The 16,923-nt window shown below is 73.2% G+C and carries 17 protein-coding genes; 14 read left to right on the forward strand and 3 right to left on the reverse strand.

Going from position 1 to position 16,923, the window contains the following annotated elements:
* Nucleotides 1-4 precede the first annotated feature (4 nt).
* The 7 genes from MUY22_RS34895 to MUY22_RS34925 all read left to right on the forward strand — a co-directional run bounded on the left by MUY22_RS34895 (nt 5) and on the right by MUY22_RS34925 (nt 7,741).
* Nucleotides 5-868 (forward strand): hypothetical protein, encoded by an 864-nt coding sequence (locus tag MUY22_RS34895; RefSeq protein ID WP_247051435.1) that lies wholly within the window; start codon nt 5-7, stop codon nt 866-868.
* On the forward strand, nt 865-1,791 hold the full coding sequence (locus tag MUY22_RS34900; protein WP_247051436.1) for an ABC transporter substrate-binding protein: 927 nt from the start codon (nt 865-867) through the stop codon (nt 1,789-1,791). The genes MUY22_RS34895 and MUY22_RS34900 overlap by 4 nt, the downstream gene beginning before the upstream one ends.
* Nucleotides 1,791-2,918 (forward strand): energy-coupling factor transporter transmembrane component T, encoded by a 1,128-nt coding sequence (locus tag MUY22_RS34905; RefSeq protein ID WP_247051437.1) that lies wholly within the window; start codon nt 1,791-1,793, stop codon nt 2,916-2,918. The genes MUY22_RS34900 and MUY22_RS34905 overlap by 1 nt, the downstream gene beginning before the upstream one ends.
* Nucleotides 2,915-4,507, forward strand: coding sequence for an ABC transporter ATP-binding protein (locus tag MUY22_RS34910; protein WP_247051438.1), 1,593 nt, complete (start codon nt 2,915-2,917; stop codon nt 4,505-4,507). Before MUY22_RS34905 ends, MUY22_RS34910 begins: the two co-directional genes overlap by 4 nt.
* Nucleotides 4,504-5,376, forward strand: coding sequence for an ECF transporter S component (locus MUY22_RS34915; RefSeq protein ID WP_247051439.1), 873 nt, complete (start codon nt 4,504-4,506; stop codon nt 5,374-5,376). The genes MUY22_RS34910 and MUY22_RS34915 overlap by 4 nt, the downstream gene beginning before the upstream one ends.
* Nucleotides 5,373-6,398 carry a peptidase gene (locus MUY22_RS34920; RefSeq protein WP_247051440.1) on the forward strand — a complete coding sequence of 342 codons (1,026 nt, stop codon included), beginning with the start codon at nt 5,373-5,375 and terminating at the stop codon, nt 6,396-6,398. The genes MUY22_RS34915 and MUY22_RS34920 overlap by 4 nt, the downstream gene beginning before the upstream one ends.
* 137 nt (nt 6,399-6,535) lie before the next feature.
* Nucleotides 6,536-7,741, forward strand: coding sequence for an MFS transporter (locus tag MUY22_RS34925; protein ID WP_247051441.1), 1,206 nt, complete (start codon nt 6,536-6,538; stop codon nt 7,739-7,741).
* 67 nt (nt 7,742-7,808) lie between these two features.
* Here the strand turns inward: MUY22_RS34925 and MUY22_RS34930 are convergent, their stop codons facing one another.
* Nucleotides 7,809-8,792, reverse strand: a complete 984-nt coding sequence (locus MUY22_RS34930) for a PaaX family transcriptional regulator C-terminal domain-containing protein (protein ID WP_247051442.1) — start codon at nt 8,790-8,792, stop codon at nt 7,809-7,811.
* A gap of 209 nt (nt 8,793-9,001) precedes the next feature.
* Here MUY22_RS34930 and MUY22_RS34935 point away from each other — a divergent pair, with 209 nt between their 5' ends.
* Genes MUY22_RS34935 through MUY22_RS34965 form a run of 7 tightly spaced genes read left to right on the forward strand, consistent with a single transcriptional unit; the run spans nt 9,002 to nt 16,216 of the window.
* On the forward strand, nt 9,002-9,922 hold the full coding sequence (locus tag MUY22_RS34935) for a transporter substrate-binding domain-containing protein (RefSeq protein ID WP_247051443.1): 921 nt from the start codon (nt 9,002-9,004) through the stop codon (nt 9,920-9,922).
* 5 nt (nt 9,923-9,927) lie between these two features.
* A complete protein-coding gene (locus MUY22_RS34940) occupies nt 9,928-10,794 on the forward strand; it encodes an amino acid ABC transporter permease (protein ID WP_247051444.1) in 867 nt (288 codons plus the stop codon).
* Complete coding sequence (locus MUY22_RS34945; RefSeq protein WP_305879321.1) at nt 10,791-11,576, forward strand: amino acid ABC transporter ATP-binding protein; 786 nt, start codon at nt 10,791-10,793, stop codon at nt 11,574-11,576. The genes MUY22_RS34940 and MUY22_RS34945 overlap by 4 nt, the downstream gene beginning before the upstream one ends.
* Nucleotides 11,573-12,712: a CapA family protein gene (locus tag MUY22_RS34950; RefSeq protein ID WP_247051445.1), complete on the forward strand. Its 1,140-nt coding sequence runs from the start codon at nt 11,573-11,575 to the stop codon at nt 12,710-12,712. Before MUY22_RS34945 ends, MUY22_RS34950 begins: the two co-directional genes overlap by 4 nt.
* Entirely contained in the window at nt 12,709-13,947 is a 1,239-nt protein-coding gene (locus MUY22_RS34955) for a CaiB/BaiF CoA-transferase family protein (protein ID WP_247051446.1), read from the forward strand. The genes MUY22_RS34950 and MUY22_RS34955 overlap by 4 nt, the downstream gene beginning before the upstream one ends.
* Complete coding sequence (locus MUY22_RS34960; RefSeq protein ID WP_247051447.1) at nt 13,944-14,960, forward strand: 2-hydroxyacyl-CoA dehydratase family protein; 1,017 nt, start codon at nt 13,944-13,946, stop codon at nt 14,958-14,960. The genes MUY22_RS34955 and MUY22_RS34960 overlap by 4 nt, the downstream gene beginning before the upstream one ends.
* Entirely contained in the window at nt 14,957-16,216 is a 1,260-nt protein-coding gene (locus MUY22_RS34965) for a 2-hydroxyacyl-CoA dehydratase family protein (RefSeq protein ID WP_247051448.1), read from the forward strand. The genes MUY22_RS34960 and MUY22_RS34965 overlap by 4 nt, the downstream gene beginning before the upstream one ends.
* Here the strand turns inward: MUY22_RS34965 and MUY22_RS34970 are convergent.
* Together MUY22_RS34970 and MUY22_RS34975 are read right to left on the reverse strand one after the other, a co-directional pair.
* Entirely contained in the window at nt 16,194-16,388 is a 195-nt protein-coding gene (locus MUY22_RS34970) for a hypothetical protein (protein WP_247051449.1), read from the reverse strand. The two genes, MUY22_RS34965 and MUY22_RS34970, sit on opposite strands and share 23 nt — an antisense overlap.
* Nucleotides 16,389-16,468: 80 nt before the next feature.
* Nucleotides 16,469-16,921: a hypothetical protein gene (locus MUY22_RS34975; RefSeq protein WP_247051450.1), complete on the reverse strand. Its 453-nt coding sequence runs from the start codon at nt 16,919-16,921 to the stop codon at nt 16,469-16,471.
* Nucleotides 16,922-16,923 lie beyond the last annotated feature (2 nt).

Below are 16,923 nucleotides of genomic sequence, written 5' to 3' on the forward strand. Positions count from 1 at the left end.
CACCATGAGACGTCTTCCTTCGCTGCTGGCCGGTCTCGCCGTCCTGGCCGGGCTCGTCGTGTCGTCGGCGACGCCGGCGTCGGCGGTCGACCCGGCCAAGGGCTACACCGGGATCTGCACCGGCAACGACGCGCTGAGCGGCGTCACCGTCGTCGTCGACTTCCAGGAGCTGAACGGCAACGGCGGCACCGCCGCGCCGACGATCACCCGCTGCTCGCCGAACGCCGCCCCCGGCACGGACCGCACCGGCATCCAGGCCCTGCAGGACGCGGGCATCGCCGTCGCCGGCGTCGCGCAGTGGGGACTCGGGTTCGTCTGCCGGCTGGAAGGCCGGCCCTCGGCGACCGAGCCGATCCCGGTCTCGGGCAACCCGACGTACAAGGAAGCCTGCGTGCGGACGCCGCCGGGTGGCGCGTACTGGTCGTACTGGAACGCCACCGGCGCCACCTCGACCTGGACCTACAGCAGCTACGGCGCGCTCAACCGCAACGTCGTCCCCGGCGGTTTCGAAGGCTGGTCGTTCTCCCTGAACCGGTCCGCCAGCACGAACCCGGTGCCGCGCGTGACCCCGCTCAACCCGGCCGTGAACGCGTCCAACCCGACCGTGAGCCTGTCGGCCGACGACCTGGACCACAAGATCACCCTGGGCCAGAGCACCACCCTGACCTGGACGTCCACCAACGCCACGACGCTCACCGCGCAGTCGGTCGCCCCGGCCGCCGGCGGCGGCGCCTGGTCGGGGTCGCTGGCCGTGCCCGGTGGGACGAAGACGATCACGCCGACGGCCAAGGGCACCTACACGTACACGATCAAGGCGGCCGGCACCGGCGGCACGGTGTACTCGACGGCGACCCTGACGGTGCAGTGAGGCGGATCTTCGCGGGGGCGGCCGTCGCGGTGCTGACGGCCGCGCTCGCCCCGGGCGTCGCGCACGCCGTCGACCAGGGCAAGGGCCATCCCGGGTTCTGCACCGACGGCGCCGGGGTCACCGTCGTGCTCGACTTCCAGCAGCTGGGCGGCACGACCATCGTGCGCTGCGACCCGCAGACCGGCCGTGGCACCGGCCTGGACGCGCTGAAGAACGCGGGTTTCCAGATCGCCGGGGTCCAGCGGTGGGGCGAGGCGTTCATCTGCCGCATCGAGAACCGGCCGTCCGCGGTCGAGGAGATCCCGGTCAAGGGCAACGAGCACTACAAGGAGACCTGCGTCGACACACCGCCCGCAGCGGGCTACTGGTCGTACTGGCACGCCGGGAACAACTGCGCGTGGGAGTACAGCCAGTGGGGCGTGAAGAACCGCGACTTCACCACGGGTGGCTTCGAAGGCTGGTCGTTCTCGCTGAACGCGACGGCCGGCTCGAACCCGGTGCCGCGGATCGCCGCGGTCCGGCCCGGCACCGCGGGGCCGTGCGTCACCGCGGCGGAGCCGGCGCCGACATCCGACGACGTCAACGAAAAGCAGCCCGGCGCCACGACCGCCCCGGCCGCGCCGCCCTCGGGAGCGCCGGCCACCACGGCCGGGCCGCCGGGACAGCCGGACCGGCCCGGCGCGAGCGGCCGTCCGTTGCCGCCGCCCAAACCGCGGCCCGGCGGGGGTGGGCAGCAGGCCGCCGACCCGGCCGGCAACGTCGCGTTCACCGGCGGCGAGCAGGCCGCGGACGTCGGCCAGGCGATCAAGGAGCAGGCCGGGGCGAGTGACTACGCGCCCTGGGTGGCAGGTGGCGCCGTCGTGCTGCTCGCCGCCGCGGCGTGGTTCACCGCGCGGCGCCGCAAGCGCGCCCGGGACAGCTGATGCTCGCTTCCTGGTTCCTGCCACGTGATCTGCACCCCGCCGCGTGGTGGGTGTGGGCGCTCGGGCTGGCGGTGGCGGCGAGCCGGACGACGAACCCGTGGCTGCTGCTGACGATCGTCGCGGTGCTCTGCTACGTCGTGATCGCGCGGCGGGCGGACGCGCCGTGGGCCATGGCGTTCCGGATGTACGCCTACCTCGCCGCGGTCATCATCGGGGTGCGGGTGTTCTTCCGGATCGTCTTCGGCGGCGCCGAAGGCTCGACGATCATCCTGCGCCTGCCCGAAATCCCGCTGCCCGCCTGGGCCGCGGGCATCCGGCTGCTCGGCGACGTCTCCGCGGAATCCGTGCTGGGCGGGCTCTACGACGGGCTCCGGCTGGCCACGATGGTGCTCTGCCTCGGCGCGGCCAACGCCCTGGCCAACCCGAAACGGCTGCTCAAGGCGATGCCACCGGCGCTCTACGAGGTCGGCACGGCCGTGATCGTCGCGCTGTCGGTGTTCCCGCAGCTGGCCGAGAGCGTCCAGCGCGTCCACCGGGCGCGCAAGCTGCGCGGCGGCGCGAAGGGACGCCGGTTCCGGGCGCTGCACGCGGTCGTCATCCCGGTGCTGGAGGACGCGCTCGACCGGTCGCTGCAGCTCGCGTCCTCGATGGACTCCCGCGGCTACGGCCGCACCGGGGTGGTGCGGGCCCGTGCCCGGCTGCTCACCGGCGTGCTGATGATCACCGGCCTGGTCGGGATCTGCGTCGGGGTCTACGCGACGCTCGACGGCTCGACCCCGCGGTTCCTCGCCACGCCGTTCCTGGTGGGCGGGCTCGTGCTCGGCCTGATCGGCTTCCGGACCGCGGGGACGCGCGTGCGGCGCACCCGGTACCGGCCGGATCGCTGGCACCCGCCCGAGTTCGTGACCGCCGCGAGCGGTGCCGCGGTGGCCGCGGCGTTGTTCACGACGTCCAGTGTGGACCCGACGAACCTCAACCCGTCGCTGAGCACGCTGTCCTGGCCGCTGCTGTCCTGGGTGCCGCTCGCCGGCGTGCTCCTCGGCGTCCTGCCCGCGTTCCTGACCCCGCCGCCCGCGCTGCCGTTCGAAGCGGAACCGGTGCCCGAGACCGAGAAAGTCCCCGCATGATCGAGCTGGACCGCGTTTCCTTCTGGTACCACGGGCAACCGGAACCCGTTCTCGCCGACGTGTCGCTGTCGATCGGGGAGGGCGAGCTGGTGCTCGTCGCCGGGCGGACCGGCTCGGGCAAGTCGACGCTGCTCGGCACGTTCAACGGCCTGGTCCCGCACTTCACCGGCGGCCACCTCGAAGGCACGGTGTCGGTCGAGGACGTCGTGACGCGGGACCGGCCGCCGCGGGAGTTCGCGCACCTCGTCGGCGTCGTCGGGCAGGATCCGCTGGCCGGGTTCGTCACCGACGTCGTCGAGGACGAACTCGCCTACGGCATGGAACAGCTCGGCCTGGCCCCGCAGGTGATGCGCCGCCGCGTCGAGGAAACCCTCGACCTGCTCGGCATCGCCGAGCTGCGCCGCCGTCCACTGAGGACACTCTCGGGCGGGCAGCAGCAACGCGTCGCCGTCGGGTCGGTGCTGACCATGCACCCGAAAGTCCTCGTGCTCGACGAGCCGACGTCGGCCCTCGACCCGATCGCGGCCGAGGAGGTCCTCGCGACGCTCGCGCGGCTGGTGCAGGACCTCGGCACCACCGTCGTGCTGGCCGAGCACCGGATGGAACGCGTGATCCCGTTCGCCGACCGGATGCTCTACGTCCCGGGCGACGGCAGCGTCACCGACGGCACCCCGCCGGAGATCCTGCGCACCACGCCCATCGCGCCGCCGATCGTGCGGCTCGGCCGCCTCGCCGGCTGGGACCCGCTGCCGATGTCCGTGCGCGACGCCCGCCGGGTCGCCCGGCCGCTGCGCGAGCGCCTCGGCTCGCGCCCGGAGCCGGCCGGGGCCGAGCCGGGGGAACCGGTGCTGACCGCCTCCGGCGTGGTCGTCCGGTACGGGCCGGTGGTCGCGGTCCGCGGGCTCGATCTCGACCTGCACCCCGGCCGGGTGGTCGCGATGATGGGCCGCAACGGCTCGGGGAAGTCGTCGTTGCTGTGGGCTTTGCAGGGGTCCGGACCGCGGCAGGGCGGGAAGGTCCGTGCCGCCGGGGTCGATCCTGGGGAGCTGCCGAGCGCGAAGGCGCGCAAGGTCGTCGGGCTCGTTCCGCAGACCGCGAGCGACCTGCTCTACCTCGAGTCCGTCGCCGCCGAATGCGCCGCGGCCGATGCCGAGACCGGTGCCGGGCCCGGCTCCTGCCGGGGACTGCTCGACCGGCTCGCCCCCGGGATCGACCCCGGGCGGCACCCGCGGGACCTGTCCGAAGGGCAGCGGCTCGCGCTGGTGCTGGCGGTGCAGCTGTCCGCGTCGCCGTCGATCATGCTGCTCGACGAGCCGACCCGCGGGCTGGACTACCCGGCCAAGGCGGCGCTGGCGGGGATGATCGCCGCGCTGACCGCCGAGGGGTGCGCGGTGGTCGTGGCGACGCACGACGTCGAGTTCGTCGCGACGGTCGCCGACCGGGTCGTGGTCATGGCCGAGGGGGAGATCGTCGCCGACGGCGCCACCGCGGAGGTGCTCGGCGGATCGCCGGCGTTCGCGACGCAGGTGGCCAAGATCCTCGGCGGCGGCTGGCTGACCGTCGCCGAGGTCGAGGCGGCGGTCTCATGACGCGGATCCGTGTGTGGGGGCGCGCCGACCAGGCCGTGCGCGTCGGCCCGCGCTCAGCCGTCGTGCTCGGGCTCGCGTCGCTGGCCGGGCTGATGATGTTCGTGTGGCCGCTGCTGGTGCGGGTCGAACCGCAGAGCATGCAGCACGGGCCGGACGCGCCGTTCATCTTCTTCGGCATCCTGCCCGTCCTGATCGCTATCGTGCTCGCCGAGCTGTCCGAGGGCGGCATGGACGCAAAGGCCCTCGCGATGCTCGGCGTGCTCTCGGCCGTCAACGCCGCGCTGCGGCCGCTGGGCGCGGGCACGGCCGGGATCGAGACGGTGTTCTTCGTGCTCGTCCTGGCCGGGCGTGTGTTCGGCGCCGGGTTCGGGTTCGTGCTGGGCTGCACGTCGTTGTTCGCCTCGGCCCTGCTGACCGCCGGCGTCGGGCCGTGGCTGCCGTTCCAGATGCTGTGCTCGGCGTGGATCGGGATGGGTGCCGGGCTGCTGCCGCGTCGCGTGACGGGCAAGGCCGAGATCGCGATGCTGATCGGTTACGGCATCGTCGTGGCTTATCTGTTCGGGTTCCTGATGAACCTGTGGTTCTGGCCGTTCATCACCGGCGCCGAAGTCCCGTACCACGACGGGCACATCTCGTACGTGGCCGGGGATCCGGTGTGGGAGAACCTGCACCGCTTCGCCGTGTTCACGCTGCTGACGTCGACCGCGGGCTGGGACACCGGCCGCGCGATCACCAACACCGTGGCGATCGTCGTGCTCGGCCCCGCGGTGCTCGCCACGTTGCGGCGGGCCTCGCGCAAGGCCTCCTACGGCGTCGCCCCGACCTTCGCCGAACTCCCCGAACAAATCCCGGAAAGGCAGAAACCGTGAAACTCCGTCACCTCGCCGCAGTCGTCACCGCCGCCACGCTCCTGGTCCCGGCGACGGCGTCCGCCACGACCCCGGCGCAGCGCAGCGCCGACGTCGCAGCAGGTTGGCTCGCCAGACAGCTGGCCGGCGGCGACCACCTGGAAACCGTCTTCGGCGGAGTGTCCTATCCGGACACCGGCCTGACGATCGACGGCATCTTCGCCTTCGCGTCCGCCGGCGTCGCGAACACCGCCGCCGGCCGCGCGACCACGTACGTCGCGACGAACCTCGCCGGTTACGTCGGTGACGGCGTCACCGAGTCCTACGCCGGCGCCACCGCGAAGGCGACGCTGGCCGCGGAGGTCCGCGGCCAGGACCCGGCCACCTTCGGCGGCGCCGACCTGCCCACCCGGCTGCGCGCGTTGCTGGCGCCGTCCGGGCGGTTCTCGGACAGGTCGCAGTACGGGGACTACAGCAACGCCTTCAGCCAGTCGCTCGCGCTCATCGCCCTCGACCGGACGCCCGGCGGCGCACCCGCGTCCGCGGTGACCTTCCTCGCCGGGACGCAGTGCGCGGACGGCGGCTTCCCCCTCGACTTCGGCGTGACGCCCTGCGTCGGCGACACCGACTCGACGGCGATGGCCGCCCAGGCGCTGCAGGCGACCGGCCGGCCCGGCCAGGCCCAGCAGGGCCTGACCTGGCTGGCCGGGAAGCAGCAGGCGAACGGCGGGATCTCGGTCGGCACCGGTGATCCGGCGGTCGCGCCGAACGCCAACACGACCGGTCTGGCCGGGCAGGCGTTCCGCGCGGGCCTGCGGCTCGCCGCGGCTCAGAAGGCGAAGACGTTCCTCACCGGCCTCCAGGTCGGCTGCGCGGGCGTCGCGGCGAACCGCGGCGCGATCGCCTACGACGCCACCGGCTACCACGCCGGCACCGTCGTGCGCGCGACCACCCAGGCCGTCCTCGGGCTCGGCGGCCGCGGCCTGGCCCAGCTGACGTCGGCCGGGTCGTCCGCCGCGGAGCCGGCGCCGGCCTGCCCGTGACCACGGGGGAGCCCGGCGCCCGCGAGGTGCCGGGCTCCTGCCGGTTCGAAGTGCCCTGCTCAACGCGTGAATTCACGAAGCGACATTGATCACTCCCGGCTCCGGGCGCCCGCGTCGGTCACGCATGATGGCCGGAAATGGTTGAGGACTTCCGCCTGCGCTCGGTCGCCGCGGCGGCGTACGGGCCGGCGGTCCTGTTCGGACTGTCCGAGGGGGCCGTGCTGCCGGTCGTCGTGCTGAGCGCGATCGACCGCGGGGCGAGCACCTCGACGGCCGCGCTGATCGCCGCGTTGCTCGGCGTCGGGTCACTGGTCGCGAACATCCCGGCCGGGATGCTGGCGACCCGGATCGGCGAGCGCCGGTCGATGCTCCTGGCGTCGGCCGTCATGGTCGCCGGCGTCGTGACCTGCCTGGTCGATCTGGGCCGCGGACCGGCGTCGCTGCTGCTCTACGGCTGCGGGATCCTGCTGATCGGGGCGGCGAGCGCGGTCTACAGCCTGGCCCGCCAGTCGTACCTGACCGAGATCGTCCCGGCGCACATGCGCGCCAGGGCGTTGTCGACGCTGGGCGGGAGCATCCGCGTGGGCGTGTTCCTCGGGCCGTTCGCCGGGGCCGGGGCGATGCAGGTCGCCGGCCTGCCGGGGGCGTACTACGTGAGCCTGGCCGCGATCGTGGCGGCGGCCGTCCTGGTGTTCCGGGTGCCCGACCTGGAGGTCACCACCGGCGAGCGGGTGGACGCGGCCGCCGTCACGACGCGGGGGATGCTCCGGCAGCGGTGGCGGGTGTACGCGACGCTGGGCGTCGGGATCCTGCTGCTGTCGGCGATCCGGCAGACCCGCCAGACCGTGGTGCCGCTGTGGGCGGCGCACATCGGGCTGTCGCCGACCGCCAGTTCGATCGTCTACGGCGTCGCCGGCGCCATCGACGCGCTGACGTTCTACCCGGCCGGCAAGGTGATGGACCGCCACGGGCGGCGGTGGGTGGCCGTGCCCGCGACGCTCGTGCTGGGCGTCTCCTTCGTCGTCATGCCGTTCGCGGGCGGCGCGGTGGCGCTGGTGGTGGTGGCCATGGTGATGGGCTTCGGCAACGGCATCGGGTCGGGCATCGTGATGACGCTCGGCGCCGACGTGTCGCCGCCGGTCGGACGGCCGACGCACATCGGTATCTGGAACGAGCTCGCGGACATCGGCGCCGGCGCCGGGCCGCTGATCCTGTCCGCGGTGACCGCGCTGGCCGGCCTCGGCGCCGGAATCGTGGCGAGCGGCCTGGTCGGCTTCGCGGCGGCGGGCGCGTTGTGGCGGTGGATACCCCGGCCCGCACGCGCCGGCCCGGGCACCCGGTGACGCGCTGCGGCCCGACGACGTCAATCCTTGACGCATGTCCCGGGACGCCCGGCCCGGCAAGTGCCGCTTACTGGTGGCCCGCTTCGTCCAGCCGACGCGCCTGCGCGGCCTGTTCGAACGGCGTGTCGCCCGCCGCGTGGTGGTCGCCCAGGCCGGCGAACAGGGCGGCCACCTTCACCGAGTCGTGGTGGGCGGCGAAGTCGGCCAGCGCCGGGTCGGTGGCCGCCAGCACCTGCCGGAACCGGAGCTCGGCGAGCGGCCCGAGCCGGTCGTAGATCTGCAGGAACACCTTCTGGGCCCGGTCGCGCGCCCAGCCGGCGGGCAGCAGCTCGGCGGGCAGGTCGGGGTCGGTCTCCGGGAACCGGCGCCAGTCCACGCGCAGCTCGGTGCGGGTGCGCAGCGCCTGCGCCGGGCTGACCAGACCGGCGTCCAGGCCGGTGAGCACGCGTTCGTACCGCTCGGCGAACTGCTCGTACTCCCGGGCGAGTGGCTCGAGGTCGAACGCCGCGACCGGGCTGCCGGCGTCGCCGGGGACCTCGGTGGCGCGGAAGACCGTCGCGCTGCGGAGGCCGAGTTCGCGCAGCGCGGCGAGTGCGGGGGCGGCCAGGTCGTGCGGGCTGACCCACACGCCGTCGTAGAGGGCGGCGAACCGCAGGACCCGCAGCCGTGACCGGAGTGCCGTGCGGAGCCCGCGGTCCTGCTCCGGCACGGAGAAGGTGACGACCGTCCACTGCCCGTCCCACTCCGGCGCGGTCGTGCCGAAGGTCAGCATCCGGTGGGTGCGCTCGATGATCACTTCGGACGTGCGGGCGGGAATGCCGTACGCCGTGGTCCGCCCGCTCCGCGACACGGTGAGCAGGCCGCGCGCGGCGAGGCGGCGGATCGCGGCCCGCGCGCTGGCCGCGCTGATGTCGAACTCGCCGAGCAGCTCGACCAGCGCGGCCGAGGGGATGTGCTCGTCGCGCCAGTACCAGAAGTCGCCGAGCAGGGACGTCAGGAGGAGCTGCGGTTCGGCTCCCTGCTGGGAGCGGGGAAGCGGGCCCGTCGTCATCGCGTGCTCGCCTCTTCCGGGGTTCGGGCCGGCGATCGGCCGGAGTCGTCCGCCGCCGGTGTCCATGGTGGCAGTGCCGGACAGGCGGCCGGATCGAGGGGTTGAATCACGCGACACATCATGCGACGATCGGCGCCCAGATAGCAACCAATCTCCCCTCGGGTTCTCGCGCCGCCCGGTTCGGACGGCCTTCCTCAGGAAGAAACGACATGGGTTCCTCACTTCGTCAATGGCGTCGAAGCCCGCTCGCCGTGGCCGCCGCCGCGGGACTCGTCCTGGCCGGGTGCACGGTCGACGACGGGGCGGCGCCCGCGCCCTCCGCGGCCGCGCTCACCGTCGTCGCGGCGTTGCACGACCAGCTGCCGCAAGCGATCAAGGACGCGGGGGTGCTCCGGTTCGCCGGGGACTCCCACCCGCCGTACCGCACCGTCGGCCCGGACGGCAAGACCGTCACCGGCATCGACCCCGACTTCCAGCAGGCGCTCGGCCAGATCCTGGGCGTGCGCACGGAAATCACCATCGTCGCCGGGCTCCCGGCCGCGCTGCAGGGCATGCTCAGCGGCCGGTACGACGCCTTCAACGGGCCCGTCAAGGCCACCGCCGAGCGCGAGAAGCAGTTCGACACCGTCACCTGGATGACCACGCGCACCGCCTACGTGGTGCCCGAGGGGTCCGCCGCCGGCATCAAGCAGACCGCCGACCTGTGCGGCAAGCGCGTCGCCGTGGTCACCGCCAGCGTCGTGGAAGGCCAGCTCGCGAAGCTGTCCGCGTTCTGTGAACGCGAACAGCGGCCGGGGGTGCAGGTGATCGGGCTCGACGACACCAACGCCATCCTGCTGGCCGCGAAGTCCGGCCGGGCCGAGGCCGCCGGCATGACCCAGGCCGCGGCGATCGACGTGACCGACCAGCAGAAGGGGCAGTACCAGTACGTGACGCAGACCGAGGAGCAGGGCGCCACGACGGACAACCTCGCGCTGTACACCCCGAAGGCGGGGAAGCTCGGCCCGGTGCTGCAGAAGGCGTTCGAGGAGCTGTTCCGCAACGGCACCTACACCCGGATCATGCAGAAGTGGGCCCTGGCCGACGTCACGGTCCCGCAGCCGCTGTTCGACGCGGCGTCCGCGAAATGACCGCGATGTCCACTGTGGAAGAAACGGCCGCGGCCCACGACGACGTCGCGTCCGCGCGCGGCCGCTTCCGGCCGCTGCGCTGGCTGTTCGTGCTCGTGCTCGCGGTGCTGGCGGCGCAGCTGGTCGTCTTCCTGGTCGGCAACTCCCGCTTCCAGTGGGACGTCGTGGCGAAGTACCTCTTCGAGAAGAGCGTCCTGGCGGGGCTGGGCACCACGGTGGTGCTCGCGATCGCGGCGATGGTGCTCGGGTCGCTGGCCGGCGGGGTGGTCGCGGCGATGCAGCTGAGCGGGTTCGGGCCCGCGCGGTGGGTGGCGACGCTGTGGGTGGGCCTGTTCCGCGGCATCCCGCCACTGGTGCAGTTGATCTTCTGGTTCAACCTCGCCTACCTGCTGCCGCGGCTGTCGATCGGCATCCCGTTCGGCCCGGTCTTCGGCAGCTGGGACGCCAACGCGGTGATCACGCCGCTGACCGCCGCGGTGATCGGCCTGTCGCTGGTCGAGTCGGCCTACCTGGCGGAGATCTTCCGCGCCGGGGTGTCGTCGGTCGATCCCGGCCAGCGCGACGCGGCCCGCGCGATGGGGTACCCGCCGGGGCAGACGCTGCTGCGGATCGTGCTGCCGCAGGCGATGCGCGTGATCATCCCGCCCGCGGGCAGCCAGTTCATCAACGTGCTCAAGGGCACCGCGCTGGTGTCGGTCATCGCGATGTCGGACCTGCTGCACTCGGTGCAGGTGATCTACAACCGCACCTACGAGATCGTGCCGATGCTGCTGGTCGCCTGCTTCTGGTACCTGGTCGTGGTCACCGTCCTGACGGCCGGGCAACGCCGGCTGGAACGCCGGTTCTCGCGTGGTCACCGGAGTGCCCGGTGAGCGCCCCGGTGCTGCGGATCGGCGACGTCCGCAAGCGGTTCGGCACGGTCGACGCGCTGGCGGGGGTCAGCCTCGACGTCCACGAAGGCGAGACCGTCGTGGTCATCGGGCCGTCGGGCTCGGGCAAGTCGACGCTCGTCCGCTGCGCCCACCAGCTGGAGTCCGTCGACGGCGGCGCGATGTACCTCGACGGCGAGCTGCTCGGCCACCGGCGCTCGCCCGGCGGCCTGCGCCCGCTGAGCGAGCGGCGGATCGCCGCCCAGCGGCGCCGGATGGGCATGGTCTTCCAGCAGTTCAACCTCTTCCCGCAGTTCACCGTGCTGCGCAACGTCACCGACGCGGCGATCCGCGTGCACCGGCGGGATCGGTCCACTGTGGAGGGTGAGGCGCGGGAGCTGCTGGCGCGCATCGGCCTGGCCGGCCGGGAGCAGCACTACCCGCGGCAGCTCTCGGGCGGGCAGCAGCAGCGGGTCGCGATCGCGCGGGCCGTGCTGGTGCGGCCGCGGATCATGCTGTTCGACGAACCGACCAGCGCACTCGACCCCGAGCTGGTCGACGAGGTCCTGGCCGTGCTGCGGGACCTCGCGGCGGCGGGCACCACGATGGTGGTCGTCACCCACGAGATGGCGTTCGCGCGCGAAGTGGCCGACCGGTGCGTGTTCATGGAGGCCGGCCGGATCGTCGAGGAAGGCCCGCCGGAGGAGCTGTTCACCCGGCCCCGGACCGACCGGCTGCGTGCTTTCCTGTCCCGCCATCTGTCCGAAAAGGAGGGTGTTTCGTGATCACTGTCGGCGCCGTCGGCGACCTCATCCTGGACGAACCGGATCCGGATTTCTTCCTCGCGCCCGCCGCGCCGGTGCTGTGGGAGATGGACCTGGCGATCGGGCACATCGAGGTTCCCCACTCCACGACGGCCGTCCAGAGCAGCACCGACGTCCCCGCGCCGCCGGCGGACCCGATGGCGCTGAAGGCGGTGGCCCAAGCGGGCTTCGCGGTGGTCACCCTGGCGGGCAACCACGTCTGCGACGCCGGCGACGGCGGACTGGCCGACACGATCGCCTACTCCCGCGCGGCGGGCCTGCTGACGGCCGGCGCCGGGCCGGACCTCGCGCGGGCCCGGCGCCCGGCGATCGTGAAGCGGGGCGGCCTGCGGATCGGCGTGCTGTCCTACAACTGCGTCGGCCCGCGCGACTCGTGGGCCGCCTCCCGCAAGCCCGGCTGCGCGTACGTGCACGTGCTCACCCACTACGAGCTCGACCACGCGAGCCCGGGCGGCCCGCCGAAGATCTACACCTTCGCCGATCCCGACAGCCTGGCGGCGATGGCCGACGACGTGCGCCGGCTGCGCGCGGAGGCCGACATCGTGCTCGTGTCGCTGCACAAGGGCGTCGGGCACACCCCGGTCGTGGTCGCGATGTACGAGAGCCCGGTCGCCCGCGCCGCGGTCGACGCCGGGGCCGACGCGGTGTTCTCCCACCACTCGCACATCATGCGCGGCATCGAGGTCTACAACGGACGGCCGGTGTTCCACGGGCTCGGCAACTTCGTCACGGTCACCCACGCGCTGACGCCGGGCGCGGGCGTGGGGGCCGACGAACTCCGCGCGTGGGCCGAACGCCGGACCAAGCTCTACGGCTTCGCGCCCGACCCGGACATGCCGTTCTTCCCGTTCCACCCCGAAAGCCGCAACACCGCCATCGCCTTCTGCCGCTTCGACGAAACCGGGCTGCACGAAGCCGGTTTCGTGCCTTGCCGGGTCGACGACCAGGGCCGTCCGGTGCCCGTCGGCGGCACCCCGGAAGGCGAAGCCGTGGCGAAGTACGTCGAGGACATCACCCGCGGCGCGGGCCTCAACGGCCGGTTCACCACCCGCGGTACCGAAGTGCTCGTCGATCTCTCCGAGGGAGCCTCCACATGACCGACCAGCCACTGGCCGGCCGCGTCGTCGTCGACCTGACCACCGCGCTCGCCGGGCCGTACGCGACGCTGCTGCTCGCCGGGCTCGGGGCCACCGTGATCAAGGTCGAGAACCCGGCCACCGGCGGCGACTCGTCGCGCAACAACGCGCCCTACGTCGGCCGCGACGGCCTGAACCTCGCCCGCCGCCACGACGACGACCTGTCGGTGTCGATGCTGCTGCGCGGGCGCAACAAGCTCAGCGTCACCCTCGACCTGAAGAACCCGCGCTCTCGCGCCGTGTTCACCGACCTCGTCCGCGACGCCGACGTGCTGGTGGAGAACTACAGCCCGGGCGTCACCGAGCGGCTCGGCATCTCCTACGAGAGCGTCCGCGAGATCAACCCGCGGCTCGTCTACACCTCGATCAGCGGGTTCGGCGCCCAGGGCGGCCCGGGCTCGGGCAAGGCGATGGACTCGATCATCCAGGCGCTGAGCGGGGTGATGATGACCGCCGGGGAGCCCGACGAGGGCCCGGTCCGGTTCGGCCTGCCGATCGGCGACCTGCTGGCCCCGCTGTTCGCCGTGGTCGGCACGGTGTCGGCGTTGCTGCAGGCCGAGCACACCGGCGAGGGCCAGCGCGTGGACGTGTCGATGCTCGGCGCGCTGACCTCGCTCGTCGCGTGCGAGCCGTTCGACGCCTTCGACGCGGTCGGTCTGCCCCAGCGCACCGGCTCGATGGTGCCGCGGCTCGCGCCGTTCGGGATCCTGCCCGCTCTTGACGGCTATCTCGCCCTCTGCGCGCCGACCGACGCGTTCGCCCACGGCGTGCTCCGGGCGATCGGCCGGCCGGACCTGGCCGAGGACGACCGCTACCGCACGCGCGACCAGCGGGTGCGGGCCGCCGACGAGCTGCACGACCTCATCCGCGAGTGGTGCCGGGTGCGGCCCCTGGCGGAGATCCTCGCCGCGTTCACCGCCGAAGGGGTGCCCGCGGCCGAGGTCCGCGAGCCGCGTGAGGCGGTGCGGGATCCGCTGGTCCTGGCGCGCGAGGAGGTCGTGCCGCTGCGGCACCCGCGCCACGGCGCGGTGGCCGACCTGGCGGGGACCGGCGTGCCGATCCGGTTCTCCGCCGCCCGCGTCGCCTTGGACCGGCCCGCGCCCGCGCTCGGCGAGCACAACGAGCACGTCTACCGCGAGCTGCTCGGCTACACCGAACAGCAGCTGGCGGAGCTGGTCGCGGAGGCGGTCATTTGAGCGCGCCGACGGTGGGGTACGTCGGCGCGGACGTCCCGGTCGAGCTGATCACCGCGGCCGGGTTGCTGCCGCTGCGGCTGACCGGGAAGCCGGGCGAGGACAGCACGCTTGGCGACCGCTACCTCGGCCGCGGTGTGGATCCGGTCGCCCGGTCGATCCTGACGCGGATCCTCACCGGCGGTTACGGGCCGCTCGAAGCCGTCGTCGTCTCCCGCGACTGCGAAGCCTCGCTGCGCCTGTTCTACGCCTTGCGCGAGCTGCACCGGGTCGAGCCGGAGCTGCGGTTGCCGCCGGTGCGCTTGGTGGACGTCCTGCACCTGCCGCACCACACGACCACCCGGTACGTCCACGCGAAGATCGCCCAGCTGCGCGAGTGGCTCGGCCGCTGGCGGCCCATCTCCGACGACGACCTCGCCGCGGCGATCACCGCGCACGACACCCTGCGGCGCTCGCTCGGCCGCTGCGCTGTTTTGCGCCGGGAGAACCGGCTGAGCGGCACCGAGTTCCTCACCCTGGTCGCCGCGACCACCAGGCTGCCGGTCACGGCGGCCACCGCGCTCGCCGACCGCGTGGCCGACGACTCGCCCGAGGTCGAGGGGGTGCGGCTGTTCCTCACCGGCAGCTCCCACGACGACCCCGGCGTCTACAAAACGTTGGAGGACAACGGGTTTCTCATCGTGGGGGAGGACCACGACTGGGGCGAACTGCTCTTCGCGCGCACGTGCGCGGCGCCGACGGGACTCGCGCTCGCCGAGCGGTACCAGCACAACGGCCCGGCCGCGCCCCGCGCGTCCATCCGGCAGCGCGCCGCGCACACTGCGGCGGCCGCCCGGGCCTGCGACGCGGAAGTCCTGTTCTCCTACGTGCGCGTCCACGACGACGCCCCGCCGTGGGACTTCCCGGCGCAGCGGGCCGCCACCGGACTGCGGGCGGTGCTGGCGGAGCGGCAGCCGTACGGCGAGCTGACCGGCGACGCCCTCGCGGCGCTCCTCCCGGCCGGGGTCGCGGGATGACCGGCCGGCTGACCTCGGCGACCACCGCGACCGGCTACCAGCGCGAGTGGTTCGCCGGGATGCGCGACGACGTCGCCGCCGGTGCGCCGCTGGCGCTCGTCAACGCGGACGCGCCCCAGGAGATCTTCCGCGCGATGGGCATCCCGTACGTCGTCAACCAGTGGTGGGCCTCGATCGTCGCGGCGAAACGCCAGACCCAGCGCTACCTCGGCCTGCTGCGCGACCGCGGTTACCCCGACTACATCGAGCAGTACAGCGCCACGTCGCTGGCGTCGGCGTTCGAGGACGATCCCGGTCAGGCGCCGTGGGGTGGCCTGCCGACGCCGTCGATCGTGCTCGGCGAGACCACCGGCGACGCGTCCCGGAAGATCTTCGACGTCTGGGACGCGCAGCCCGGCGTCACGTACTACCCGCTGGAGAGCGCGGCGGAGAACGCGGTGCCCGAGCGGTGGTGGGAGCTGATGCCGCACCGCTGGGAGGAGGCCATCGGGAGCGATCGGCTCGACCTGCTGACCGGCGAGCTGACCGGCCTGATCCGGTTCCTGGAGCAGACCACCGGACGGGTGTTCTCCGAGACCCGCTTCCGGGACGTCATGGCGCTGGTCAACGAGCAGCAGGAGTGGAACCGCCGTACCCGCGACCTGATCGCCGCGGCCCGGCCGTGCCCGATCGCCGTCACCGACGGCATCCCGAGCGTCATGGTGCCCCAGTGGCACCGCGGCACCGAGTGGGCCCGCGACGCCGCCCGCGCGTTCCACGACGAGGTGCGCGACCGGATCGACGCCGGCGTCGCGGCCTGCCCGGACGAGCGGCTGCGCTTGATGTGGATCGGCCGCGGCCTGTGGTTCGACCTCGAGTTCTACCGGCGGTTCCAGCGGTCACACGGCGCGGTCTTCGTCTGGTCGATGTACCTCGCGATCGCCGCGGACGGCTACCTGCGCTACGGCGACGACCCGCTGCGCGCCCTCGCCGCCCGCTTCGCCGCGTTCGGCGACCAGCTCTACACGCCGCCGTGGTCGGCCGGGTGGTACGTCAAGGAAGCGCGCCACCACGGCGTCGACGGCGTCGTGCACCTGGTTTCCGACGACGCCCGCGGCGGCTACTTCACCACCCGCGCTCTGCGCGCCGCGGGGATCCCCGTGCTGGAACTGCACGCGGACAACGTCGACGCCCGCACCGGGGACGACCTGAGCGCGCAGATGACCGCGTGGCTCGACGAACTCCGGCGGGCGCTCACTTCTCCTTGCCCTCCGTGATCTTCACGGACTGCCAGTTCCCCGGCGCGTAGATGGCGAGGACCTTGTCGTCGCCCTGGGGGTCCTTGCCGCCGTAGACGTAGAGGATCCCTTCCGGCCGCGAGGCTTCGAAGTGCTCGCCGTGCGGATACTTGTCTTCGTAGCTGCGGCTGGTACTTACCTCGACGGCCATCGATCACTCCTCGCTGAGCTGGTCTTCGTAGGTCGCGAACGGTGGCGGGGCCGTTACAGGTGGTGAGCTCCCGGCGGGCGTCAGCGAGGCTGCGGCGCGGGGAGACCGGCCGCGGCCAGGGCGTCCCAGAGGGGTTTCGCGTCGTACCGGTGGAGGCCCGGCCCTTCGACGAACTGGCAACCGAAACTGGCGGCGGTGAGCGTCGTGGTCCGGTTCTGGGTGTCGAGGAAGCGGAGTTCGTAGCTCGGGCCGAGTTCGAGGGTGCAGGCGATGTCCGACGGCGGGGCCGGCAGGGAGCACGCGGCGGCGGCGATCTTCCTGATCGCCGCCGCGTCGGTGGTGCGGGCTCCGGCCGGGGTGCGGCCGGAGAGGCTGGGAAGCGCCACCTGGAGGGGGCGGTCGACGAGTTCCCGGGGTTCGTAGCCGGGGGAGCACAGCGCCGGAAGGTCTCCGGACCCCGGTTCGGTGCGGCCGCACGCCGTGGCGGCGGCGAGGAGGAGCAGGACGCCGGCCACGGCGGGCAGTCTTCGCATGG

It is taken from the genome of Amycolatopsis sp. WQ 127309, assembly GCF_023023025.1.
Taxonomy (GTDB): Bacteria; Actinomycetota; Actinomycetes; order Mycobacteriales; family Pseudonocardiaceae; genus Amycolatopsis.